Annotated in this window: 24 protein-coding genes; 4 read left to right on the top strand and 20 right to left on the bottom strand. The window is 47.2% G+C overall.

Annotation, left to right across the window (positions count from 1 at the left end; genetic code table 11):
* Positions 1-58 precede the first annotated feature (58 nt).
* A complete protein-coding gene (glmM, locus tag HGH91_RS25415) occupies positions 59-1441 on the top strand; it encodes a phosphoglucosamine mutase (RefSeq protein ID WP_168741692.1) in 1383 nt (460 codons plus the stop codon).
* A 95-nt stretch (positions 1442-1536) separates the two neighbouring features.
* Here the strand turns inward: glmM and HGH91_RS25410 are convergent, their stop codons facing one another.
* The 5 genes from HGH91_RS25410 to HGH91_RS25390 form a co-directional block, all read right to left on the bottom strand.
* A complete protein-coding gene (locus tag HGH91_RS25410; protein ID WP_168741691.1) occupies positions 1537-2664 on the bottom strand; it encodes a cysteine desulfurase family protein in 1128 nt (375 codons plus the stop codon).
* Positions 2665-2860: 196 nt separating this feature from the next.
* The gene (locus tag HGH91_RS25405) at positions 2861-3592 is read right to left on the bottom strand and encodes a LytR/AlgR family response regulator transcription factor (protein WP_168741690.1); all 732 of its coding nucleotides are present in this window, start codon (positions 3590-3592) and stop codon (positions 2861-2863) included.
* Positions 3589-4887 carry a sensor histidine kinase gene (locus HGH91_RS25400; protein ID WP_168741689.1) on the bottom strand — a complete coding sequence of 433 codons (1299 nt, stop codon included), beginning with the start codon at positions 4885-4887 and terminating at the stop codon, positions 3589-3591. Before HGH91_RS25400 ends, HGH91_RS25405 begins: the two co-directional genes overlap by 4 nt.
* Before the next feature lie 204 nt (positions 4888-5091).
* A complete protein-coding gene (locus HGH91_RS25395; protein WP_168741688.1) occupies positions 5092-5439 on the bottom strand; it encodes a DUF4907 domain-containing protein in 348 nt (115 codons plus the stop codon).
* A complete protein-coding gene (locus tag HGH91_RS25390; RefSeq protein WP_211092421.1) occupies positions 5432-6421 on the bottom strand; it encodes a Kelch repeat-containing protein in 990 nt (329 codons plus the stop codon). Before HGH91_RS25390 ends, HGH91_RS25395 begins: the two co-directional genes overlap by 8 nt.
* A gap of 247 nt (positions 6422-6668) precedes the next feature.
* On the opposite strand from HGH91_RS25390, the gene HGH91_RS25385 reads away from it, so the two are divergent.
* Both HGH91_RS25385 and HGH91_RS25380 read left to right on the top strand, forming a co-directional pair.
* The gene (locus HGH91_RS25385) at positions 6669-8003 is read left to right on the top strand and encodes a DUF4270 family protein (RefSeq protein WP_168741686.1); all 1335 of its coding nucleotides are present in this window, start codon (positions 6669-6671) and stop codon (positions 8001-8003) included.
* A 9-nt stretch (positions 8004-8012) separates the two neighbouring features.
* Positions 8013-9242 (top strand): hypothetical protein, encoded by a 1230-nt coding sequence (locus HGH91_RS25380; protein WP_168741685.1) that lies wholly within the window; start codon positions 8013-8015, stop codon positions 9240-9242.
* 91 nt (positions 9243-9333) lie between these two features.
* Here the strand turns inward: HGH91_RS25380 and HGH91_RS25375 are convergent, their stop codons facing one another.
* Positions 9334-10701, bottom strand: coding sequence for a GH1 family beta-glucosidase (locus HGH91_RS25375; protein ID WP_168741684.1), 1368 nt, complete (start codon positions 10699-10701; stop codon positions 9334-9336).
* Positions 10702-10882: 181 nt separating this feature from the next.
* Here HGH91_RS25375 and HGH91_RS25370 point away from each other — a divergent pair, with 181 nt between their 5' ends.
* Positions 10883-11929, top strand: a complete 1047-nt coding sequence (locus HGH91_RS25370; RefSeq protein WP_168741683.1) for a formylglycine-generating enzyme family protein — start codon at positions 10883-10885, stop codon at positions 11927-11929.
* Here the strand turns inward: HGH91_RS25370 and HGH91_RS25365 are convergent.
* From HGH91_RS25365 to trpD, 14 genes are all read right to left on the bottom strand, one after another.
* Positions 11912-12424: a DsbA family protein gene (locus HGH91_RS25365; RefSeq protein ID WP_247651841.1), complete on the bottom strand. Its 513-nt coding sequence runs from the start codon at positions 12422-12424 to the stop codon at positions 11912-11914. The genes HGH91_RS25370 and HGH91_RS25365 overlap by 18 nt on opposite strands.
* Positions 12425-12520: 96 nt before the next feature.
* On the bottom strand, positions 12521-14059 hold the full coding sequence (locus tag HGH91_RS25360) for a M56 family metallopeptidase (RefSeq protein WP_168741682.1): 1539 nt from the start codon (positions 14057-14059) through the stop codon (positions 12521-12523).
* Between the two features lie 14 nt (positions 14060-14073).
* A complete protein-coding gene (locus HGH91_RS25355; protein WP_168741681.1) occupies positions 14074-14433 on the bottom strand; it encodes a BlaI/MecI/CopY family transcriptional regulator in 360 nt (119 codons plus the stop codon).
* Between the two features lie 147 nt (positions 14434-14580).
* Positions 14581-15720 (bottom strand): AhpC/TSA family protein, encoded by a 1140-nt coding sequence (locus HGH91_RS25350; protein ID WP_168741680.1) that lies wholly within the window; start codon positions 15718-15720, stop codon positions 14581-14583.
* Between the two features lie 70 nt (positions 15721-15790).
* Complete coding sequence (locus HGH91_RS25345) at positions 15791-16873, bottom strand: TlpA disulfide reductase family protein (protein ID WP_247651840.1); 1083 nt, start codon at positions 16871-16873, stop codon at positions 15791-15793.
* Positions 16874-17134: 261 nt separating this feature from the next.
* On the bottom strand, positions 17135-17728 hold the full coding sequence (hisIE, locus tag HGH91_RS25340) for a bifunctional phosphoribosyl-AMP cyclohydrolase/phosphoribosyl-ATP diphosphatase HisIE (RefSeq protein WP_168741679.1): 594 nt from the start codon (positions 17726-17728) through the stop codon (positions 17135-17137).
* Between the two features lie 21 nt (positions 17729-17749).
* The gene (hisF, locus tag HGH91_RS25335) at positions 17750-18505 is read right to left on the bottom strand and encodes an imidazole glycerol phosphate synthase subunit HisF (protein WP_168741678.1); all 756 of its coding nucleotides are present in this window, start codon (positions 18503-18505) and stop codon (positions 17750-17752) included.
* Positions 18506-18516: 11 nt separating this feature from the next.
* A complete protein-coding gene (hisA, locus tag HGH91_RS25330) occupies positions 18517-19659 on the bottom strand; it encodes a 1-(5-phosphoribosyl)-5-[(5-phosphoribosylamino)methylideneamino]imidazole-4-carboxamide isomerase (protein WP_168741677.1) in 1143 nt (380 codons plus the stop codon).
* Position 19660: 1 nt separating this feature from the next.
* The gene (gene hisH / locus HGH91_RS25325) at positions 19661-20254 is read right to left on the bottom strand and encodes an imidazole glycerol phosphate synthase subunit HisH (protein ID WP_145672239.1); all 594 of its coding nucleotides are present in this window, start codon (positions 20252-20254) and stop codon (positions 19661-19663) included.
* 5 nt (positions 20255-20259) lie between these two features.
* On the bottom strand, positions 20260-21033 hold the full coding sequence (gene trpA, locus HGH91_RS25320; protein ID WP_168741676.1) for a tryptophan synthase subunit alpha: 774 nt from the start codon (positions 21031-21033) through the stop codon (positions 20260-20262).
* 8 nt (positions 21034-21041) lie between these two features.
* A complete protein-coding gene (gene trpB, locus HGH91_RS25315) occupies positions 21042-22250 on the bottom strand; it encodes a tryptophan synthase subunit beta (protein WP_168741675.1) in 1209 nt (402 codons plus the stop codon).
* 6 nt (positions 22251-22256) lie between these two features.
* Entirely contained in the window at positions 22257-22892 is a 636-nt protein-coding gene (locus tag HGH91_RS25310; protein WP_168741674.1) for a phosphoribosylanthranilate isomerase, read from the bottom strand.
* 4 nt (positions 22893-22896) lie between these two features.
* Entirely contained in the window at positions 22897-23700 is an 804-nt protein-coding gene (gene trpC, locus HGH91_RS25305; protein WP_168741673.1) for an indole-3-glycerol phosphate synthase TrpC, read from the bottom strand.
* Positions 23701-23716: 16 nt separating this feature from the next.
* Complete coding sequence (trpD, locus tag HGH91_RS25300) at positions 23717-24712, bottom strand: anthranilate phosphoribosyltransferase (protein WP_168741672.1); 996 nt, start codon at positions 24710-24712, stop codon at positions 23717-23719.
* Positions 24713-24754 lie beyond the last annotated feature (42 nt).

The following is a 24754-nucleotide window of genomic DNA, read 5'->3' as shown; positions in this document are numbered from 1 at the left end:
AATTAGGATTTCTGGAATGCTTTTTTTTATATTTGCCTTCCTTTAAAAATTGAATCTTGTGGCACTGATCAAATCGATATCCGGCATACGCGGAACCATAGGCGGTAAGCCCGGCGAGGGACTTTCTCCATTAGATGTGGTTAAATTCACAGCAGCATACGGCACCTGGCTGAGCCGTCAAACAGAAAACCGTAAGGTGGTAATTGGCCGTGATGGCCGTATTTCCGGCGAGATGGTGAGAAACCTGGTCGTATCTACCCTCAACGGGTTAGGTATCGATGTAGTTGACCTCGGTTTATCTACCACGCCTACTGTAGAGCTGGCAGTAACCATGGAAAATGCTGCCGGCGGTATTATTCTTACTGCCAGCCATAATCCGAAAGAATGGAATGCGCTGAAATTACTGAACAGTAAAGGCGAATTTATTTCCGGCGAAGACGGCGCTACCCTGCTGGACATTGCGGAACGCGAAGATTTTAATTTTGCAGATGTAAATAAGCTCGGTACTTATACCGTAGATGATTCTTACCTGCAAAAGCACGTAGACCTGGTGGTGAACTATCCGCTGGTAGACGTACCTGCTATTAAGGCACGTAACTTCAAGATTGTAGTAGACGCGGTAAATTCTACCGGTGCTTTGTTTGTTCCGCCCCTGTTGAAAGCATTGGGCGTGGAAGAAGTAGAAGTGCTGTTTCCGGAAGTTACCGGCAAATTCAGTCATAATCCTGAGCCGCTGGCAGAAAACCTGACGGCACTTTCCAACGAAGTCAATAAATCCAATGCCGACCTGGGTATTGCAGTAGATCCGGATGTGGATCGCCTGTGCTTTGTATGTGAAGATGGCAGCATGTTCGGGGAAGAATACACCCTGGTAGCTGTTGCCGATTATGTATTAAGCAAAAGAAAAGGTAATACTGTTTCCAACATGTCGTCTACCCAGGCGTTGAAAGATGTGACCCTGAAACATGGCGGCCAATACACGCCTTCCGCAGTGGGAGAAGTGAATGTGGTGAAGAAAATGAAAGACACTAACGCGGTAATAGGCGGAGAAGGCAATGGTGGTATTATTGTACCGGATCTGCATTATGGCCGGGATGCACTGATCGGTATCGGTCTTTTCCTCAGCCACCTGGCGCACAACAAGAAGAGCATTAAAGCGCTGCGTAACAGCTATCCTGATTACTTCATCTCTAAAAATAAAATTGAGCTGGATAAAGGAGTAGATGTGAAAACTATCTTCGAAAAAATTAAGGAGAAGTATAAAAACCAGCCACTCAATACGGAAGATGGGCTCAAAATAGAATTCGACAAGGACTGGGTGCATCTCCGTACCTCCAATACCGAACCTATTATCCGTATCTATGCGGAAAGCCAGAATGAAACCACGGCAGATAATATTGCCAAGCGGATCATGCAGGATATCAAGGAGTTTATGCACTAATTGTGCACGCAAAGTATAAAAGCAGCAAAGCAGCAAAGAAACATATTATCTCTTTGCTGCTTTGCTGCTTTTATACTTTGCGTGCCTTTTTCTGCTTATATCAGTTCTTTCAGCTTAGCTACTACCTGATCTACTTCTTCTTTGGTGTTATTCTTACAGAAAGAGAAGCGTACAGCGATCTGGTTGGGGTTGCTGTTGATGGCGCGGATAACGTGCGAGCCGGCATTCGCGCCGGAGGTACACGCACTGCCACCGGAAGCACAGATGCCATTGATATCCATATTGAACAGGATCATTTCTGATTTCTCAGACTTAGGGAATGCCACGTTCAATACAGTGTAGAGGCTTTTGCCGTGCAGGTCGCCGTTGAAAGCTACCCCCGGGATATGCTGCTGCAGCTGATCGGCCATGTACATACGCAGCCCGTTGATGTGCGTGCTATGTGTTTCCTGTTCAGCTGTAGCAATTTCCAGTGCTTTGGCAAACCCGATGATACCGTACAGGTTTTCTGTACCTGCGCGCATATTACGTTCCTGGCTCCCTCCCTGGATGAAAGGCGTAATTTTTACGTTTTCGTTGATGTACAGGATACCTACTCCTTTAGGACCGTGGAACTTGTGCCCGGCGCCGGTAACAAAGTGTACAGGCGTGTTACGCAGGTCGAACGGGTAGTGTCCTACCGTTTGTACGGTATCAGAGTGGAAGATGGCATCAAATTCCTTGCAGAGATTGCCTACCGCATGAATGTCGAGCAGGTTACCGATTTCGTTGTTGGCGTGCATCAGGGTAACCAGGCATTTTTCGGTGGAATTTTGCAGCAGTTCACGCAAGTGTTCCATATCAATATGACCGGTAGGCAACACTTTCACAAAGGAAAGGGCTACGCCATCATGATGATGCAGGTACTCTACGGTGTGCAGGGTGGCATGGTGCTCGATGGGAGAGGAAATAATGTGTTTGCAACCCAGGTCTCTCACCGCGGCACTAATGGCGGTGTTGCTGCTTTCTGTACCACCGGAGGTAAAGAAAATTTCCCCGGGATGTGCATTCAGTATTTTAGCTACTGATTTGCGTGCGTTTTCGATACCCAATCTTGATTCCCGTCCGTAAGAATAGATAGAAGAAGGGTTACCGAACTTTTCGGTCATAAATGGCAGCATAGCTTCTAATACTGCCGGGTCCAGCGACGTGGTAGCTGCATTGTCGAAGTATATTCTTTCCATGGTGGTTTTTGATAAAAGAATAATTAATTAATGGTGGTATGGTTTAAAAAGAGGGCTAAGTTCGGAAAAAAAGCGGAAAGCATAAAAGGAAAAGCACAAAGCCACTGTAGCGGAAACATTAGCGAATGTAATAATATTACATCCTGCTGACATTTCCGCTACAGTGGCTTTATGTGGTATAACTTCTCCCCGCGCTTTACGAATTCCGGTTAATCACGTCGTAAAAACGGTCCCTATACCCATCAGAGATAGGGATAGATTGATTGGCGATCATGACGGTATTTTTCTCTACGCAATTTATTTTGTTGAGAGATACCAGGTAGGAACGGTGCACACGGATGAATTTATCTGCGGGTAAACGTGTTTCAAACGATTTAAGGCTACGCAGGGTCAGTACCGGCAAATTATGTGTATAAATTTTCGTATAGTCTTTCAGTGCTTCAATGAAAAGGATGTCTTCCAGGTTGATCTTAATGATCTTGTATTCTGTTTTGATGAAGATGTAGTCATTCACCCAGGCGGCTTCCATGGGTACGGTGTTACCAATGGCCGACACATTTTTCTGTTGGGAAACCGACCAGGTTTCGCTGGCTTTGGCCGCTGCTTTCAGGAAACGTTCGAAAGGAACCGGTTTCAGGAGATAGTCGACCACATCGAGATTAAATCCATCCAGCGCATACTCGCCGTATGCCGTAGTGAATACTACCATCGGTGGATATTTCAATGACTTGAGGAACTGGATACCGGTGATATCCGGCATTTTGATATCCAGGAATACCAGGTCAACCGGCTCATCCTGGATGAAGCGCAACGCGGTGGCCGCGTTTTCGAATTTACCCGCCAGGGTGAGGAATGGAACCTTACGGATATAATCTTCCATAATTTCCAATGCCAGCGGTTCGTCATCCACAGCAATACACTTAATCATTTGTTCAACACAATTTTAAGATCTACAATAAATTGGTTCTCCGTTTCGCTGATATTAATCTCATGCCTGTTTTCATAGAGCAATGCCAGGCGTTTCAGTACATTATCCAGACCTATGCCTCCCCTCTCTGCCACACGCTCTTTAAAATGACTGTTTTTAACTATTAATCTGATCATATCATTTGTTGTCGTCACATCTATATCGATGAAAGATTCTTCTGTATAACTGATACCATGTTTAAACGCATTTTCCACGAAAGGCACCAGTAACATCGGCTCAATCTGCAAACCATCTGCATCGCCATTCAACTGGTATCGGATGTCAATATCTTTCGGTAATCTCAATCGTTGTATTTCTATGTAATCATGCAGGTACTTCAACTCCTGCGACAGCAACACTTTGGCCTCATTGGATTCATAGATCATGTATCGCATGATGGTGGATAGCTTTAAAATAGCGTGTTCCGTTTGCGAAGACTGTTTATGCGCCAGCGAATAAATGGTGTTTAAACAGTTAAACAGGAAATGCGGATTAATCTGCGACTTTAGAAATTTCAGTTCCGCATTTAATTTTTCCACTTTCAGCTCTTCGCGTTGTTTTTCACTTTTAAACCATTCGAGCGCAATCTTGATGAATCCACTCATAAACAACATCAGCAACGCAAAAAAGCCCGATCTTCTGAGCACCTCCGGGAAAAAGAGGTATTCCCATAACGTAGGTCCTTCCTCAAAAATATGGGGAGGAGGAATGGGCAAAAATCCCGTTGAAGCCACTGATACTGCCGAACCTGAAGCGGTGACAGTGCCTCCGGCTGGAACCATAGCCGAATCTAATCGAGCACTGCTCGTAATAATTGTTTCTCCCATCCCGGCTCTGGCGCTGAAAAACATACGACGATGGTGAAACGGGGGAAAGCTATCAGATGTTACTGACAGGTCATTACTTTTTTTAGCTAAACGAACCATCATCCCCGGCCGGGGTCCTAAGTGTTTGAAAAAATAGAAATTGAGCGCCGCCTGTTGGGCCGTAATAAAAATAATTAACAGGGCTATACTGCACAGGTACGTAACAATCTTGCTCCTGTTAAAATACCGTGGAATCAGCACATAAATATTCAGGTAAAAAATGCCTATCAGGAACAAGTTATCTACCAGCTCTTTTAAAAAGAAACCGGTATGCATGATCTGTATACGATAAATGAAAAACGGGAAGAATAAAAAGCATGCCCATCCCAGGATGTGCAAGGAAATGAGGAAGGGACGACTTTTGAGAATCCGTTTGAAACTTAGCATCATGTAATTTGATGCGATAAACTTACATTAGATAGGGTTAGACTTGTGTTAAAGTTTGTTAATCCTCTATAAGGTATTGTTAAATTTAATAAAGAACTTAAAATCGGCTTAAAATACATAAACAGATTAAACCTTTGGATCAGTACTGTTTTTAATGCGTGGCATTGAAAACAACCTGTTCCAAAGGTTTATTTATATCGTAAATAATTATTCCGCTTCCGGTATCCCCATCCGCACCAGCTCCTGTTGCGACATAGAAGGAATCTTATGGTGGGTCAGCTTTTCAGCCACCACATTCCCTACCCGCAGCGCATTTTCCTTTGACCGGAATACCCGGTTTCCCGGAACGCCGGGGATAATGTCCTGGTAGATATAAGTGCGGCCACCTACATTTACTTTGTATCCCCAACCATCGTGTATTGCAAAGGGCTCTACTACTACAGCGAGCATATCTGAACCGTTCTGCTGTGCGGCTGTGCGGGATAGCTTCCAGGCGAAGAATACCAGCGCCACAACGGCTACCACGGAAACGATGATAATGTTACGCTTAGTCATTTTTATTGTATGCAGCGTTTGGATCAAATTCACGCATATCGTCCAGCTGTAAACTGGAGCTTTGTCCTAATACTACGAAGCCGCGGTTTTTCACGGTAAAACCGGTAGAATAAGTACGTGCAGCGCCTTCGAAATCTGTTTTCTGTACCCAGCGATCAGTGGCCGGATCATATTCCCAGGTAGCGGTGGTATAACTACCTTTAGTACCGGTAGTGATATACCCTTTACCATTGATGACAAAAGAAGCCGCGCCACTACCGGCAAAGTTGTAGGCATCATCAAAGCTGTCGTCGCTTACATTCGCAATCGAATTGAGGGTAGTCCAGTTGGTACCATCAAAGGAATAAAAATCTGTAACAGGTGTAGAGTTAGCTGTTCCCATCACTACATACGCTTTGTTGTTGATCACAAAGGCTGAAGCGTCTTGTCTTTTACCGCTGTTAAGGCTCTGGGATTGTGTCCAGCTATTGGTAGCAGGATCGTATTGCCAGTTATCCTTTAACCAGTTGCCATCGTAACCGGTAGCGATATAACCTTTGTCATTCAGGGCAAAAGCTACGGCGCCATAACGGGCACTACCGCCAAAGTCAGCTTTGCGTGTCCAGGTATTAGCGACAGGGTCGTATTGATAAAAATCATTCAGTTTATTCAGTCCATCGTAACCGGTACCGATATATCCTTTTCCGGCCATAGCCATACCAACAGCGTTACTGCGTGCGGTACCGGTAAAAGGCGCTTTCTGTGTCCACTGGTTCAGGTCCACATCGTACATCCAGATATCCTGTAATCTGTTAAGTCCATCATATCCGGTTCCTACATAGGCTTTGTCATTCACCACGAATGAAGCGGCTGAGCTTCTGGCAACACCTTCAAATTCAGAACGTTTAATCCAGTTCCCAACCAGCGTAGTAGTATTTGAACTCTTCGAACAGGCCGCCAGGGAAGCCATCAATAATAAACTATAACCTTTTAAATATCGCATTAGCATGTTCTTTTTACTGTAGCCAAAATTATCTGCCGGAGCATTCCGGCAAACAGGAAATAGCTATTCCCGCTATTTTAGATGACGGATACCGTTATTTCGTCTACCAGTAGGATTCTTTCCCCCGAAAAGCCCGTTCCCGCGCTATTGTCAGCATAAAGAACAGATTTCGTTATTCATCGATAAATTTTGGCTGTTGGCATATTAAAGCAATTGAAAATATCGATCCTGTCTAAAATTGCGCACCATGAACAATACCATGTATCATTTAATTTTCAGGTGCGTAAATGGTCGGATACGCAGGTACCTCCCGGCATTATTGCTGGTGGCGCTGATCTCATCCTGCCAGAAGACGGGGTTTACCTATAACAACATTGTAGACAATAATCAGAATACCGATTATATCCTTACCGATACCTTATCGGTGAAGATGCAAACCATACAGCAGGACTCTATGCCCACCTCCGGTGCCGAAGTACTACTGGCCGGCAAAAGAGCAGACCCACTGTTTGGCACCTCCACCGTTCAATCTTACTTCCAGATTGCGCAACCGACCACCATTGACATTCCTGCCAATGGCTCCAAATATGACTCCATGGTGCTCATGATGCGTCCCAATGGCTACCTCTCGGGCGACTCTACCCAGGTACAGCAGCTACAGGTATACCGGGTGACTTCTACCATCCAGACTACCAAGAACTTCTACTACCTGTACAACAGCAGTAGTTTTTCTACAGAAAGTACGCCTATAGGAAGTTTCACAGGCGTTATCCGTCCTCACACCGACAAGATCATCACCGCCCATATGTCTGATCAACTGGGCGCCCAGCTATTCCAGATGCTAGTAGATAAAAGTCCCGATATTACCACCAACAATATGTGGCTGGAGTTTTTCCGTGGGCTGAATGTAAGAGGAGGCGCCGGCAGCACCCTGGTATCGGGCTTTACTGCTAATGATACCGCCCTGGTGATGCGTTTATACTATCACGTTAATGAATTGATCACTACTGTAAAATATGTCGATTTCAAGATGCAGGCATCTAACCTGCAATTCAACCAGGTAGTAACCACCCGTACCGGCACGCCACTGGCGCCGCTTACAGGCCCGGGAAAAAACCTGCCTTCTGCCAGTGTCAGCAACCAGGGCTTCACACAACCTATTACCGGCGTAGCCACCCGGATCGATATTCCTTATATTAAAAACCTGGCTTACCTGGGGCAGTTCTTTAAAATAATGAAGGTGTACCTGTCCCTGAAACCGGTAAACGGCACCTATGTCAATGACCGGCTGCCACCACGCATGGCCCTCTGTGAAGTAGATAAGCTGAACAATGTTACCGATACACTGACTTATGGACAACTGACCATCGACAAACAATTTAACGTAAACACCAACTATACCTTCGATATCACCAATTATGTGATCAAGGAACAAACAGTTACCGATGTTAATTCACGGGGATTGTTACTCACACCAAGTGCTACAGACGGAAGAACAACACTGGATAGGCTGGTAATAGGCGACCAAAAGAATACTCAGAACCCGCTTAAAGTACAGTTATACTATCTGTTGTACAAATAAAGGATACACATGCGCATAAAAATATATAGCGGTTTAACTTTACTCCTGTTGTGCGGCGCCGCTGCCAAAGCGCAACATGGCCTTAATTCCATCTATTCTGCCTATGGTATAGGAGATATGGAAGCAAGGGATTACAGCCGGAACTACGGCCTGGGAAGCAGCGGTATTGCCCGTCGCCACTCCGGCTACCTCAATGAGCTCAACCCTGCGTCGTACAGCGCGATCCCTACCCAGAACTTCATGTTTGATGTATCGATCAAAGCGCAACAGATCAACTATAACGGCGCCGGCATTTCCAACAGCGCGGGCGACATCAACTTTAAACGATTGGCGCTGGGCTTCAAAGCAACCAGCTTCTGGGGCATATCTGCAGGTATCGCACCTTTCAGCAGTATCGATTACAAAATCCTTAACCAACAGTTTGTAACCGGTACCGGCGCACCCGTTACCACTACCACCACCGGTACGGGCGGGTTTAACAGGGCATATATTTCCAACGGTTTTGCCATCAACAAGCACTTTTCCGTGGGGGTATCTACTGCCTTCTTATTTGGGCCCATCAACGTATCACAGAATATTGGTTCCGACTCCTTACAAACACAGCATAACAAATATGGCTTCAAGCCCAACTTTACTGCTGGCGCACAATATATAGGTAAAATTACTAAAGACTGGCAGCTGGGGCTGGGCGCGACCTATCGCTTCCAGACCAAAATGAAATTGCAGGAAAAACTGAATATCGTTGATATCAACGGTACTTCCCTCTTTTCAAAAGACCAGGATCCTTCCTATTTCACACTGCCTGCTGAATACGGCGGCGGTATTACCCTCACCAATGGTACTTTTACCTGGGTGGCCGACTACCGGCATTCCCTGTGGAACAGCCTGAATGAGAAAGGCCCGACCTTCGCCTATGTAGATGGGCAACGCTACTCTACCGGTATCGAATACACGCTGAAACGCCAGTATTACAATCAAATGATTGAAGGGGCTGTATTGCAGGCTGGTTTTGCCTTTAACCAAACACCACTGGTAGTGAGCAATACCCAGATCAAAGATATTTCCGGTACCCTGGGCGTATCACTGCCCAGCAAAAACGGGCAGTTAAGATATTACGTAGGGCTCGAAGCCGGACAGCGCGGCACTTCCGGCACAGCGCTGATAAAAGAAACTTATATAAATGCGATATTTCACTTCAGCCTGAGAGACCTCTGGTTCCTGAAGCGATTAGCACAATAAGAAGATTCACGCAAAGGCGCTAAGCAAAAAAGCAGCAAAGGAAGTTATAAAATCCCTTTGCTGCTTTTTTGCTTAGCGCCTTTGCGTGACGTTATTCTACTTCTTCGTTCAAAAGCTTCCTGAACCAGTATCCGGAGTCTTTGATAATTCTTTGCTGGGTATCGAAATTAACATGCACGAGGCCGAACCTGGCCCGGTATCCTTCCGCCCATTCGAAATTGTCGGTAAGCGTCCAGGCAAAATAGCCATCTACCGGCACTCCTTCTCTACGGGCCTTTAACACACCCGACAGGTATTCCTGGAAATACTCAATACGGGCGGTATCTGCAATACGGCCATCGGTGGTAAGCTGGTCGGGGAAAGCAGCTCCTCCTTCTGTTACAATGATTTTCTTAATTCCCTCGTAGGCGCCAAACTGTTTGAGTATTTCATACAGTCCGTTGCCACTGATTTCCCAGCCCAGACCGGTAAGCGGTACATTGCGGTACCTGGCCTTTACTTCTGCAATTTTTACCACGGGCATAAAGTAGTTGTACTTTACTACCAGCGGGAAATAATTCTGTACCCCTATAAAATCAAAATCAAATGGGAGGCGGTCCCAATCGCGCCACAATGCATACCGGCGTTCAATACGGTGCAGCAGGGGGAAGTCTTTTTCCGGGTACCCCATGCCCAGGGCTGGTTCCAGGAACAGGCGATTAAAGAGTGCGTCTGCCCGGCGGGCAGCCCGTACATCTTCTTCATTATTGGTATAGGGGATAATTTTTGAGCAGGACAACGCTGTGCCAATATTGGCGCCGGCTACCTCCTGGCGGATCACGCGTCCCGCCTCGGCCTGAGCCAGGGCCGCATGGTGTACCGCCGGCAGAAACCAGGAAAGGCCAAATTTTCCCGGGGCGTGTACGCCCAACATATAACCCAGTGCTGTAAACCCAAAAGGTTCATTGAGTACAATCCAGTTCTTGACCTTATTCCCGTATTCACGAGCACATATCCTCACAAATTCCTCAAAGGCAAATACTACTCCCCGATGGCTCCAGCCACCTTTATGTTCCAAAGCCTGGGGCAGATCCCAGTGATATAGGGTGATATAGGGTTCCAGTCCCAATTCGAGGCAGGCATCTATCACCCGGTGATAATAGTCGATTCCCGCCTGGTTAACGGCGCCTGTTCCCTTAGGCATAATGCGCGACCAGGCCAGGGAGAAGCGGAATACGGAAAAGCCCAGCAGCTTGGCCAGTAGTATATCTTGTGTATAGCGGTTGTAGAAGTCGGTGGCTACCTGTGCGTGGCTCTTATCTTTGATTTTACCTTTGCGGCTGCTGAAGGTGTCCCAAATAGAGAGACCTTTGCCATCGGTATTGAAGGCACCTTCGTTCTGAAAAGCGGAAATAGTAACCCCCCAAAGGAAGTCGTCGCCGAAATCCTTGCGTGTAAAGGGTATAGCAGTTGTTTGCATACTCGATACGTAAACCGAGGCTTGCGGGCGTCCCGAAACCGGGTGCAGTTTACAACAGTTTTGGTGGAAAATCGATTATATAATTGTTAACACCTATATGGCGCCTGTTTTTGAGGAAAAGCCATAAAGCTATTGTTTTAATATTATTTTTGAGTGCCGACTAAACAGAGCTGTCAATAACATGCAAAAAATAAACATACTGCTGGGGCTAATCCTGCTAAGTGCCTGCGCCGGGAATAGTGGTAAAAAGAAAAACGATACTACGGAAAAGGATACACTGAATAAGATGGTATTGATTCCTGCCGGTTCTTTTTTTATGGGAGCAGACGACAGCACCGGTACGGCGGATGAATATCCCAAACACAAGGTGGATGTTGCCTCTTTCTGGATGGATGAGCACGAGGTAACCAATGAAGAATTTGCCCGCTTCGTGGAGGCCACCGGCTATGTTACCACCGCCGAACAACCTGTCAGCAAAGCAGAGCTGCTGGCCAGCTTACCTCCTGGCAGTCCCGAACCCGACAGCAGTACCTTGGCTTCTATGATGGCGCCTGGCGCCCTGGTATTTACGCCCCCCGATCATAAAGTGCCTTTCAATGATATTTCGCAATGGTGGTCATTTGTTCCCGGTACCAGCTGGAAGCATCCCGAGGGGCCGTCCAGTAACATCAATAACAGGGGCAAAGAGCCCGTTACGCAGGTTTCGTGGCTGGATGCCCAGGCCTTTGCCAAATGGGCCGGTAAAAGGCTTCCTACAGAGGCAGAATGGGAATATGCCGCCCGCGGTGGACTATCCGGGCAGTTATATCCCTGGGGCAATGAAGCACTGACCAGCGGCCGCCCCAAAGCCAATACCTGGAATGGTAATTTCCCTTATCACAATACGCAAACCGATGGCTATACCGGCCTGGCGCCAGTGAAATCGTACCAGCCCAATGGCTATAAGCTGTACGATATGTCGGGCAATGTATGGGAATGGTGTGACGATTGGTATGATGCCAACTATTACATACAGGGCGAAAAGGGCGTACGAAATCCTACGGGCCCTGCTACCGCCTTTGATCCGGACGACCCGGGGCAGGCCAAGCGGGTAATACGGGGAGGTTCTTTCATGTGCAGCGATGAATACTGCCGGGGATACCGGGTATCTGCACGTATGAAAAGTACGCCGGAGTCGGGGCTATCCAACCTGGGATTCCGTTGTGTACGGTCAGCAGGCCAGAAATGAGGCCAGGTCCTGGTAATCGCCGTCATATCTTTTGCCATTCACATAAAAAGTGGGTGTACCATTTACGCCGCTGCGCACGCCACTTTCAAAGTCGGCCTCTACTTTACTGAGTAGCCGGGGTGAGTCCATATCATCCGAAAATTTCCGGAGGTCTAATCCCAGTTCTGTGGCCAGTATTACCAGTAAAGCCTCATCCAGGTCAACCTGGCGATTGTACAGCGCATCATGCATGGGCCAGAACTGCTGCTGTAAAGCAGCCGCTTCTGCAGCCAGGGCTGCATCCATCGCATACTCATGGGCCTCCGATAACGGAAAGTGGCGGAAAATGAAACGCAGCTTATCTCCCAGCTGTTGCTGGATTTCCTTCACTATAAAAAAAGCTTCGCGGCAATACGGGCATTGAAAATCGCCGTATTCTACCAGTTCTATCGTTGCATGTTCTGCACCGGTGGCATGGTCCAGTGCATTTACGGGAGGAATCAGTGTCGGCATCATATTACCTATATAAACAGCCTTTTTCACATAATGTTGTGCAGAAACAAAAATGCCACGGTAGCGGACCGTGGCTTTTTGCAGGCTTGGTAGCATCAATTATTTTACGTTTATCGTATCTTTTGTCAGTACTACGGGTTGCAGTTTCACGCCCGTTTTGGTAGTAACGAGGATCACCCCGTTTTTTCCTCTTTCTCCATAAATGGCAGTGCCACCGTGATCTTTCAACACATTGACAGACTGTATCTGGTCAGGATCGATGCTGTTAAGGTCTTTCGCATTTTCCAGCGGTTTACCGTCTACTATAACCAGTACGTCTTTTAGATCATTTTGCGGGTCTCTCAGCACGATGTTGTTCTTTCTAGCTGGATCTTTTGTCTCTATAAAGATGATACCATTCCTTGCCTGGGGGCCGTAGGTTTCCGCATTTTTCCCGGTGGCCTCTTTCACTACTGTCATGGAGGAAATGGTACTGGCATCCTGGTATTGTTTCATCGCTTCCACATCTTTTACCTTTCCATCAATTACAATCACCGGTCTTTTGGACGGTTCCATATCAAAAATATCTGTCCGCGTACTGGTTGGGCCATCGCTGGAGCCAGTGGTGGTCACCACTTTGAGAGGTGGCGGTGGAGGCGGTGGCGGTGTTTTAGGCAGTTTCCCCGCTTTTTTCACTTGCGGCGCAGGAGCAGCGGGTGGCGGAGGAGGAGGAGGAGGCGGTGGTGGCGGCGGCGTTAAGGTATCTTTTTTCACCTCCTGGAATGGCATCATTACGGCGGCCCGGCTGTAGTTTAGCGACAGCACGGCGCCGGCTACAATGGCGCTCAGCACCAGGTAACGTACCACCTGATATTGGGATGATTTCTTTCTATTCATCATCATGATCCTGTTTTTAAGATGTGAGAAATTGAAATTGTTTGCGATGGCCGTCGCATATGGGATCCCACTAACTTTAATAAGGTTGTATTGATAAGCCGTTTTGTCTACTCCCTGTTGCAGGAGATAACGGTCGGTAATAAATTCGAGGTTCTCACGGATGGCTGTTTTCATGAGCCACGCGCCGGGATTAAACCAATAGAAGATGTTATTGAGTTCACCCAGCACTACATCCATACTATGCCACTGTTTCACATGCACTTTCTCGTGCCGCAGGATGGCCGGCAGTTCTTCCGGCAGGTGCAGGGAAGGATTGATATAGATATGGCGGAAGAAAGAAAAAGGATTGACAGGCTGCTGCAATACCTGTACCCGCACATTGTCGATTTCATCACGATGCGATTGCTGGTGTATTTTCCACAGGGAAAACAATTGTATAGCAAAACGTATAGCCATTACCGCTACACCGGTCCAGAAAATATATACCAGGGCGGTCCATACCGTAAATTCCGGCGCAGGTGCCTGCCATTTGGTAAAGTCGGGTATATAAGTCATGACCGTACCGGCAATGACTTCATGCCTATCCACAAAGGCATTGATGGAGACCAGCGGAAACAGGGAAGAAAATACGATACCTGTCAACAGGAACAGCCTGTTGCTGGTATAAAAGGTAAGCCGGCGCAGTCCGAAGCGGTAAGCCAGGAAAAACAGCGTAAGCGAGATGTTGGCCTTTAACAGGTAGATCAAAACAGCAGGTACCATAAATCTTCGTTTTATTATTTCCCTTTTTCAATCATATTAATTATTTCCTTCAGTTCATCGGGACTGATCTTCTTTTCTTTGGCGAAGAAAGACACCAGCTCTTTGTAGGAATTTTCGAAATAGTCTTTTACAAAGCCGTTCATGAACTTTTGTTTGTATGCACCTTCCTCCATCAATGGCGTATATTCATATACGTTACCCATTTTCCGGCTTTGCAAAAAGCCTTTTTTTTCCAGGTTTTTGATGGTAGATGCCAGGGTGGTATACGGTGGCGCCGGCGCCTGATGCGCTTCCAGGAAGTCTTTCACGAAACCTCTCCCTACTTTCCAGATAGCCAGCATGGCTGTTTCTTCTTGCTGGGTCAGTTTTTCCATAGCAACTGTTATTATTGAATTACGATTCTTTCGTAAATCTACGAAATAATCGTAGATGAGCAAATTTATTTTCTACCGGGATAAAAAAAGATGCCCCCGCCATACGGCGGGGGCATCTTTTTAATCACTCGCCAGAGGCGGTGGAAATTATTTCAGGATCTCTTCCAGTTTAGATGCAAGCTCTTCACCACGGAGGTTTTTAGCAACGATCTTACCTTTAGGATCAATCAGTACGTTTTGTGGAATAGCGCGTACACCGTAGAGGTCGGCCGCCGCATTTTTCCAGCCTTTCAGGTCGGAAACATGTTTCCAGGCCAGCTTATCGGCTTCTACAGCAGCCAGCCATTTCTCTTTTTTATCATCCAGGGAAACACCGAGGATTTCGAAGCCTTTATCTTTGAACTTATCGTAAGCTTTTACCACGTTAGGGTTTTCTGCACGGCAGGGACCACACCAGCTGGCCCAGAAGTCAACCAGCACATATTTACCGCGGAAAGAAGACAGGCTGATATCTTTTCCATCGGCATCTGCCTGTGAAAACTCCAGGGCAGGTTGGCCTACTTCTGTTTTGCGGGCAGATTCCAGGCGTTTGGCAAACTCTTTACCAGAAGGGGAATTCTTGGCCTGCTTGCTTAATTTCTTATATAAAGGCGCTATTTCAGAAGGTTTCAGATCGTAGCCAGCTACCTGGTTCAGCAGGAACATAGCAATAGGAGAAGAAGTATTTTTCAGGAGAAAATCATTCTCGATTTTCTTCTCTTCTGTGTCCAGTGCATCGTATTCAGCTTCCAGCTTTTTGATACCTTCCTGGTCCTTATTCTTGGCAAGTTCACGGTATTGTTTCTGCAGGGCAGCACCTTTTTCGTTCACATCTTTCAACAGGTCGTTCAGCTTTTTGTAGTCGTCGTTAGCCTGGGAACCGGTAACGGTGGCCTTGCTGATAGAATCGGTGGTGTTTACACTCACTACGCCTTTATCGATGAATACGGCGAGCATATCGCGGCCCATAGACAACGGTCTTTCTGTACCTTTCTGTACCAGCATTAAACTGGCCATAGAAGGTTCTTCCAGTGTGCCACTGAAAGAAAATTTACCCTCTTTCACCTGTGCGCTGTCCAGGAAGCTTTCGCCCGACTTACGCATTCTGAGATATACGGTGGCAGGGTCTTTTTGCTGAGAAACTGTTCCCTGTATGGTATAAGGCTTACCAGCAGCCGATCCCTTTTTATCCTGGGCTATCAACACGGTGGGAGCTAAAAGGGCAATGCCTAAAATTGCTTTCTTCATTGGTTTTTGTTTTACGAATAACAAATTTGTAAAATCGGCGGCGCAATCGCAACCTGATTTTGATAAGCGGCTATTTCAGCAGCTCCTCCAGTTTGGCTTCCAGCTCTTCGCCACGCAGGTTGCGGGCAACGATTTTCCCTGCAGGGTCTACCAGGAAATTGGAGGGAATAGACTGAATGCCGTACTGCACGGCCACTTCATTGCCCCAGCCCCGTAAATCGGAGACCTGGGTCCAGGCGAGCCCATCGTGATTAATGGCCTGCAACCAGCGCTCCCGGTTATCGTCCAGCGATACGCCCAGGATAGTGAAATTTTTACCTTTGTATTTGTTATACGCTTTTACCACATTAGGGTTTTCCTGGCGGCAAGGTCCGCACCAGCTGGCCCAGAAGTCAACCAGCACATATTTTCCACGGAAAGAAGACAACTTCACCTGCTGGCCTTTGGTATCCTGCTGCGAAAAATCGTCAGCGGGCACATTGACGCCGTTTGCCCGCAGGCTTTTTATATAGGCGGTTACGCTTTCGCCATATTGGCTGGCCTGTACCGACTTATCCAGTGAGCTGAACAACTGCTGGAATTCATCGGGCTCCAACCGGCTGCGCAATTCATTCATCAGCATCCAGATGCTGGCAATCGCCTTGGGATGGGTTTTGATGAACTCTTTACCCGTACTCACTACATCTTTGCTGAACACGTCTGCCTTCTTGCGGAATGCATTCTTCCCCGGCTCATCTTCGGGGTTAATGTTCTTTGCCTCCGCATTCAGCTCCTGGGCCTTTTTGATTAACGGCTCAAAAGCTTTCTGGTACTGCTGCATAGCCTGTGTGTTCTCATTTCCCTTTACCGATGAAGCAATGGGAAACGTAGCCATGGCGGTCACCAGGTGTATAGGTTCATTTCCTGTTACAAATAACATAGGGTAGCTTACGTCCTTCATAATCAAGGCGTATACTGATGGCTCCTTCCCGTTTTTCACCTTAAAGCTGAACTCATCGTTCTTGATCACTACCGAGTCATCAGGGTAATTGTCCTGGTCATCCAGGAGATATATGGTTTTACCGCTCCCGTTCTTCACAATACCCGATACCTGCTGGGCATACGCTCCTACGGAAAGCAGCCCTGCAACGGCCAACAGGAAAATTCTTTTCATTACAAATTATTTTAATTAGTTAGAGGGCTGTAATATACGAAGAGATTCTTTATAGAGAGAGGGGATAGTCACCTGGCCACTATGGGCAATTGGCGGGACATGATTTCCCGGATGCAGGTGCCGGTAAGTGCTTCATTCCCGTTTATTGAAGGCTTATTTGCTTAAAATCAAGCATTAATAAATAAAAATAAAACACCAGCAGGCAGCTATACCCGGGAAAGAAGCCAGCAACAACACCCGCCTGGCGGGTGTTGTTCACATTTATTTATGACGTTGTTTTAACACCGATATAACATCTGACAGCTGGAATCCTTTTGCCTGGAGGAGTATCAGGTAATGGAACAACAAATCAGCAGATTCATTGAGAAATAAATCGTCGTTATTATCCTTTGCTTCAATCACCACTTCTACAGCTTCCTCTCCTACCTTTTGCGCTATTTTGTTGATGCCTTTGGCAAAGAGACTGGCAGTATAGGATTTATCGGTGGGATTATTTTTCCGGTCGGCAATAATTCCTTCCAGGGTAGCCAGGAAATCGTTGCTGATATTTTGCTCATCCCAGCAGGTATCTGACCCTGTGTGGCATACAGGGCCCAGGGGACTGGCTTTTACCAGGATGGTATCCTGGTCGCAATCTACCTTCAGGTCTTTAACGATCAGGAAATTTCCACTTTCTTCTCCTTTTGTCCACAAACGGTTTTTAGAGCGGCTGAAAAAAGTCACCTTACTTTCCGCCATGGTTTTTTCCAGCGCTTCGCGGTTCATGTAACCCAACATCAGCACTTTACTTGTCACAGCATCCTGTATAATAGCCGGAACCAGGCCATCGGACGACTTTTGAAAATCTATCTGCATGTTAACATATTTCAGGTATCACTAAAATCTTACGTTCACTCCCTTCTCATAGAGAAAGGTTTTGAGCGCAGGTATTTCTATTTCTTTGTAGTGGAAGATACTGGCAGCGAGGGCCGCATCGGCCTGCGCATTTTCAAATACATCCACAAAGTGGGCCATATTGCCGGCGCCACCGGAGGCAATTACAGGCACGTTCAGGTGCTGGGATAACTGCGCAGTAATATCGAGCGCAAATCCCTGCTTGGTACCATCGTTATTCATGGATGTGAGCAGTATTTCCCCGGCTCCGCGGTCAACAGCTTCTTTGGCCCAATCGAACGCTTTCACCGGCGTTTTTACCCGTCCCCCGTTCAGGTATACGTACCAGTCGCCTTCTTCAAATCGGGTGTCGATAGCAAGTACGATACATTGACTACCAAATTCCCGCGCCAATTTATCCACCAGCCCGGGATCTTTGAATGCGGAGGTGTTCACCGAAATTTTATCCGCGCCCGACTGTAGCAGTACATTCACATCTTCCACGGAGGAAATGCCTCCACCTACTGTAAAAGGGATATTAACATGGCGGGCAATACGGGTAACCAGTTCCGACAATGTTTTCCTCCTTTCATTGGTAGCGGTAATATCCAGGAATACCAGTTCATCGGCTCCCTGCTCAGCGTATAATGCGCCCAATTCGATCGGGTCTCCGGCATCGCGGATATTTTCGAAATTGATACCCTTAACGGTGCGACCGTCTTTGATATCCAGACATGGTATGATGCGTTTGGTCAACATGTTGTAATATTTTACAGGAATGTTTTTAATGCCTCCATCGAGATGTTCCCCTCATAGATGGCTTTACCGATAATGGCGCCACTACAGCCAATTTCCTGCAAGGCAGCCACGTCGTCAATATTGCTTACGCCGCCGCTGGCTACAAAGTTAATGCCTGGGAAGCGTTCTATAATCTTTTTGTATAAGGCGGTCGATGGACCTTGTAAGAGGCCGTCTTTAGCGATATCTGTACAAAAGATATTGGTAACGCCGGCTGCAACATTGCTTTCCAGGAAATCAAACACCGACAGCGTAGTGGTTTCCAGCCATCCGCCTACAGCTATTTTCTCCTCCTTCACATCTGCACCCAGGAATATTTTCTCTGCGCCATATTGTTTTACCCAGCTGAAAAAAAGTTCGGGCTGTTTCACCGCCACACTGCCAATGGTGGCCAGGGCCGCTCCACATTCAAAAACAATATCCAGGTCTTTCCCCGTTTTGATACCACCTCCGAAATCTGTTACCAGGCTGGTTTTCCCGGCAATACTTTCCAGCACCTTCCAGTTCACCACCGCGCCTTTTTTAGCACCATCGAGGTCTACCAGGTGAAGACGGCGTACCCCGATCGCTTCGAATTCTTTAGCTACTTCCAGTGGATGTTCGTTGTATACTTTTTGCTGACTATAGTCGCCCTGCGTGAGTCGAACACATTTACCATCAATAATGTCGATGGCAGGAATCACTTCAAATTTTTTGGTCATAGTGTGTTGTTCCAGGGGCAGTTCCATTCTGATATACCTGATACCGCCCTTCATAAAATAATCGCCCTTTTTTAGGTAGCCGAGCTTATCATAAAAGCTGGCAGCAGTATCGCGTGCATTACACCAGAGTAATTTTATTCTCTCCTGCTTACAAACGCTTGCCAGGTGCGCCAACACGGCTTTACCGTAGCCTTTGCCCTGTGCGGCAGGCAACGTAGCGAGTTTACGGAATTGGGCGCTGTCGCTGCCCAGGAACAGGGATACCACCGTTACCAGCTGCCCCTGATCATATACACCGAAGTGTAATCCATCGCGGTCGTTGTCTACCATCACTGCCTCCAATGATTCATTGGGATACAGTACATCTCTCCTTAGCTGCAAGGTATCTGCTGCCGTAATCTGACGGATGTTCATCTTACAGGTTCAAAAAGTTTTCGATAATGCGTGCACCTGCTTCAGCAGATTTTTCCGGGTGAAACTGCACCGCATAAAAATTATCTTTCTGCAGGGCGGCGCTGTAGTTAATCACGTAGTTGGTGATAGCTACGGTATCCGCTCCCAGTGCGGCATAGTAGCTATGTACAAAATACATGTAGGCATTTTCCGGTACATGTTCAAACATCACACTGTGTAAGCCGGTAATGTTATTCCAGCCTATCTGCGGTATTTTGAGCAGGTTTTCTACGGGCGACTGAAAACGTTTTACAGCCGTGTCAAATACCCCGATACATTCGGTATCATTTTCTTCTGAATGTTTGCACAGCAGTTGCATGCCCAGGCAAATACCCAGCACAGGCTGTTGCAGACCGGCAATCACCTGGTCCAGCTTCCGCTCTTTCAGGTACTGCATGGCCGTACTGGCTTCCCCCACACCGGGAAAAATCACTTTATCGGCCGACATGATTTCCTCATGATTATCCGTTACAGTACCGTTAACGCCTAAACGCTCCAATGCAAATTGCACAGAGCGGATATTACCGGCGTTATATTTTATGATAGCTGTTTTCATGTTTGTTACTGAATTATTCCCGAAATAAACGTTTCTACCGTTTTATCAATATCCTGGCTATGCTCAATAGCTTTGATGAAAGCCGTGCCAATGATGGCGCCATTAGCATACGCAGATGCCGTATCAAAAGTAGCTTTATCTTTTATACCAAACCCGATTAATACAGGATTACTGAGCTGCAAACTTTTCAGCCGCTCAAAATACGCCTGCTGATCGTTCATATTCTTGTCTTTCCCTGTGGTAGAAGAAGACGATACCGCATACAGGAAACCCTTGCTCAGGCTATCTATCTTACGAATGCGCTCTTCACTCGTTTCCGGCGTTACCAGGAATATCAGGTGCAGGTTATATTTTTCAAAAACGGTTCGGTATTCACTTTCATATTCGGCCATCGGCAAATCAGGTACAATGATGCCATCGATCCCTACTTCGGCGCATTTAGCGCAGAAGGCTTCTACCCCATAAGTTAATACCGGGTTGAAATATCCCATGAGGATAACCGGCACGTGTATCGTTTGCCTGAATCCCGCCAGCTGGGTAAACAGGGTATGTAAGCTCATTCCGTTCTGCAGGGCTTTGGTGCTGCTATCCTGGATCACGGGACCATCGGCCAGTGGATCGGAGAAAGGCATTCCCAGTTCAATCAGGTCCGCACCATGCTGTTGTAAAGCGGTCATTACCGGCAGTGTATCATTTAACTTCGGAAAACCTGCCGTGCAATATATATTTAAAACGCCGTGTTGCTTTTTGGCAAACAGTTGATCAATACGATTTTGCATAGTCCATTTTATTTTTTCATGTTACGGATATAGGTATCCAGGTCTTTATCACCACGGCCGGAAAGACATACCACTACTACATCATCTGTATTCAGCGGGAGGTCTTTCAGTTTGGCGAGGGCATGAGCCGATTCCATTGCCGGGATAATGCCTTCCAGTAAACTCAGTTCGTAGCCGGCTGCCAGGGCTTCCTCATCGGTAGCATCCAGGAACTGGGCGCGGCCCGATTCATACAAATGGGCGTGCATGGGGCCAATGCCGGGATAATCGAGACCTGCGGAAATAGAGTGTGGCTCTACAATCTGTCCATCGCTGGTTTGCATGAGCAGGGTTTTACTGGCATGGATAATACCAATGGTTCCCAGCTGCGTGGTAGCTGCTGAAAATCCGCTGTGTACGCCTTTACCACCAGCTTCCACGGCCACCAGTTTCACTTCTTCTTCATCCAGGTAGTGGAAGAAAGCACCAGCCGCATTACTACCGCCACCAATACAGGCTACTACGTAATCAGGATGTGCGCTGCCTGTTTTTTCCAGCAGTTGTTTTTTAATTTCTTCACTGATCACTGACTGGAAACGGGCCACCATATCAGGATATGGATGAGGACCGGCAGCGGTGCCCAGTATATAATGCGTGTCTACGGGATTATTGATCCAGTCGCGTATCGCTTCATTGGTAGCGTCTTTCAACGTTTTGCTGCCGCTGGTAGCCGGTACTACGGTAGCTCCCAGCATTTTCATGCGGGCCACATTGGGCGCCTGTCTCTCGATATCGATGCTACCCATATACACTACACATTCGAGTCCCATCAGGGCACAAACCGTTGCCGTTGCTACGCCGTGCTGACCAGCGCCGGTTTCAGCGATGATACGGGTTTTACCCAAACGTTTTGCCAGCAGGATTTGTCCGATGGTGTTATTCACCTTGTGAGCGCCGGTATGGTTCAGGTCTTCCCGTTTGAGGTAAATTTTTGCCTTATATTTTTCAGATAAACGCTTCGCGAAATATAAAGGAGAAGGCCTTCCTACATAGTCTTTCAACAGGGCTTCAAACTCCTGCTGAAAAGAAGGATCACTGAGTATGTCCAGGTATTTGGTTTGCAACTCGTGTACGTTGGGATACAACATTTCAGGAATGTATGCCCCTCCAAATCTGCCATAATAGCCATTCTTATCCACCTGATACCTGGAGTTGCCGGTATTGATCGCAATATCCATGACCGTTTATTTAGTTAATGATGAATGTATTTCTTTTACAAATTGTTCTACCAGTGTGATGTTCTTAACACCAGGGCTGTCTTCAAACTTACTGTTCACATCTGCCGCAAACAGCATCGGCAGCTGCATACTACTAATTTCCGCTGCCTGGTCCGGTGTAATACCTCCGCTCAGGAAAAAGGGATGATCGAAGGGGTAAGTTTTCAGCAGTTCCCAGTTAAACCGGTCGCCGGTGCCACCATAGCCTTTTACCGAAGCGGTATCGAACAGGAAATAATCGGTAACGGGAATAAATGGCGCTACGGCTGTTTGCCAGTCAACGTTATCCCCTATACGAAATGCTTTGATCACCGGGATGCTTTCACGGAGAGCGGCACAAAATCCGGGCGTTTCATCGCCGTGCAGTTGTACCATATCCAGCGCATAGTCGGCAATAGTACGTTGTACCTGTTCCAGGGAAGCATTTACAAACACGCCTACTTTACGGATGCGGATAGTTTCCCGTACCGACCTGGCATCTATTTTATTACCCGCAAAGCGGGGTGATTTCTCATAGAAAATAAATCCGGCATAGTCTACTCCGTTAGCGACCAGCGCCTGCAAGTCAGTGATTCTTGTAATACCGCATACTTTAATACGCATATCGTTATTGTTTTTGCTGCAGGTCGTTGAGTGTCTGTACAAAATTTTCAAATGCCCTGGCCGGATCTTCCTGTCTCATAAAATGTTCCCCGATGAGGAAACCCTGGAACCCTGCGTTCTTCAGGGTAACGATCGAAGCGGGATCATTGATACCACTTTCTGCCACCTTTATTTTATCTGCCGGAATTTTCGGCGCCAGCTCACAGGAGCGGTTAAAATCGACCTGGAAAGTAACCAGGTCCCTGTTATTTACACCTACCAGGTGGGTATGTGCCGTTACCTTTTCCAGCTGGGCTTCACTATGTACTTCCAGCAATACTTCCAGCCCGAGGTTATGCGCAAATGCTGCCAGGTATGCTACCTGAGCGGCATCCAGGCATTCTGCAATCAGCAGGATAACGTCGGCGCCGATGGCCCTGGCCTCCAGGATCTGGTATTCATCTATCACAAAATCCTTGCGCAGGATGGGAATCTGGTTAAAGCTGCGTGCCTGTTGCAGGTCGTCGGAAGAGCCGCCGAAATACTTTTCATCGGTGAGCACCGACAAGCCGGAGGCGCCATAACGGGTATACGCAGTAGTTACCTCCTGCACGGTTACGTCTCCATTGATCAATCCTTTGGAAGGGGAGCGACGTTTGAACTCTGCGATGATACCTGTCTTCTCCGCTTGTTGCAGGAAGTTGCGCAGCGATAAGGTTTCCCGGCTAAAGCCCGGCGACTGTTGCAGGTCCTGCGCACTACGTTGCAATTTACGGGCAGCTATTTCTACCTGTTTATGCGCGACTATTTCAGCTAAGATGTTTTTCATGATCAATTATCTGGTACTACGATTGCAAAGCAATCAGTTTTTTAAATGAGGTAAGCGCGCTACCCGACTCGAGTGACTCTACCGCCGCGGCGAAGCAATCATCGTAAGATGAGTATTTTCCAAGGCTGTACAAGCCCATGGCTGCGTTGGCAAATACCACAGAGTTCTGTGCCCAGGTGCCTTCTCCTTTGAGTATTCTCATAAAGATCTTCGCGGCTTCTTCGGTAGAATTACCACCATAGATGTCTTCCGGGTGAACCTTCCTTTTGCCCAGCTGTTCCGGCGTCCAGTCTTGCTCTCCTTTATTGGTGATCACCTTGGTATCGGCAGTCAGGGAAATTTCGTCATATCCGTCCAGGCTGTGTACAATCACAAATTGTTTATCTGTTTGCTGGAACAGGTAGTTGTATACCCTTGCCATTTCCAGGTTATATACGCCAATGAGCTGATGCTTGGCCAGGGCTGGATTTACCAGGGGCCCCAGCATATTAAAGAAGGTGCGGATACCCAGCTGGCGGCGGATACCGGCCACGTGTTTCAGGGCCGGGTGAAATAGCGGTGCGTGCAGGAAACAGATGCCGGATTCCTCCAATTCTGTTTTCAGCTTAGCATCATCATTTTTGAACTTGTATCCTACCAATTCCATCACATTGGATGCGCCGCTTACGGAAGACACGCCATAGTTACCATGTTTGGCCACTTTAGCCCCTGCCCCCGCTACCACAAAGCACGACAAGGTAGAAATATTAAAGGTATTTTTTGCATCTCCACCGGTGCCTACGATGTCCAGTACATCGTAACCATTCAGGCTTACCGGTACACAAAGCTCCAGCAGTGCATCGCGGAAGCCGAGCAGCTCATCGATGGTGATACTGCGCATAAGGAAAACGGTCATGAAAGCGGCCAGTTCACTTTCATTGTACATACCCTTGGAAATGCTGATCAGGATATCCTTTGCTGCTTCCCGGGAGAAGGTTTTATGTTCGAAGAGATAATTGAGAATCTTTTTCATAGCTGTTAGCTGTTGGCTTTTAGCTTTTTAACAAAATGGTTT

The sequence above is a fragment of the Chitinophaga eiseniae genome (assembly GCF_012641265.1).
Taxonomy (GTDB): domain Bacteria; phylum Bacteroidota; class Bacteroidia; order Chitinophagales; family Chitinophagaceae; genus Chitinophaga; species Chitinophaga eiseniae_A.
The sequence above is the reverse complement of the archived record's forward strand: the minus strand, read 5'-3'. Positions and strand labels throughout refer to the sequence as shown.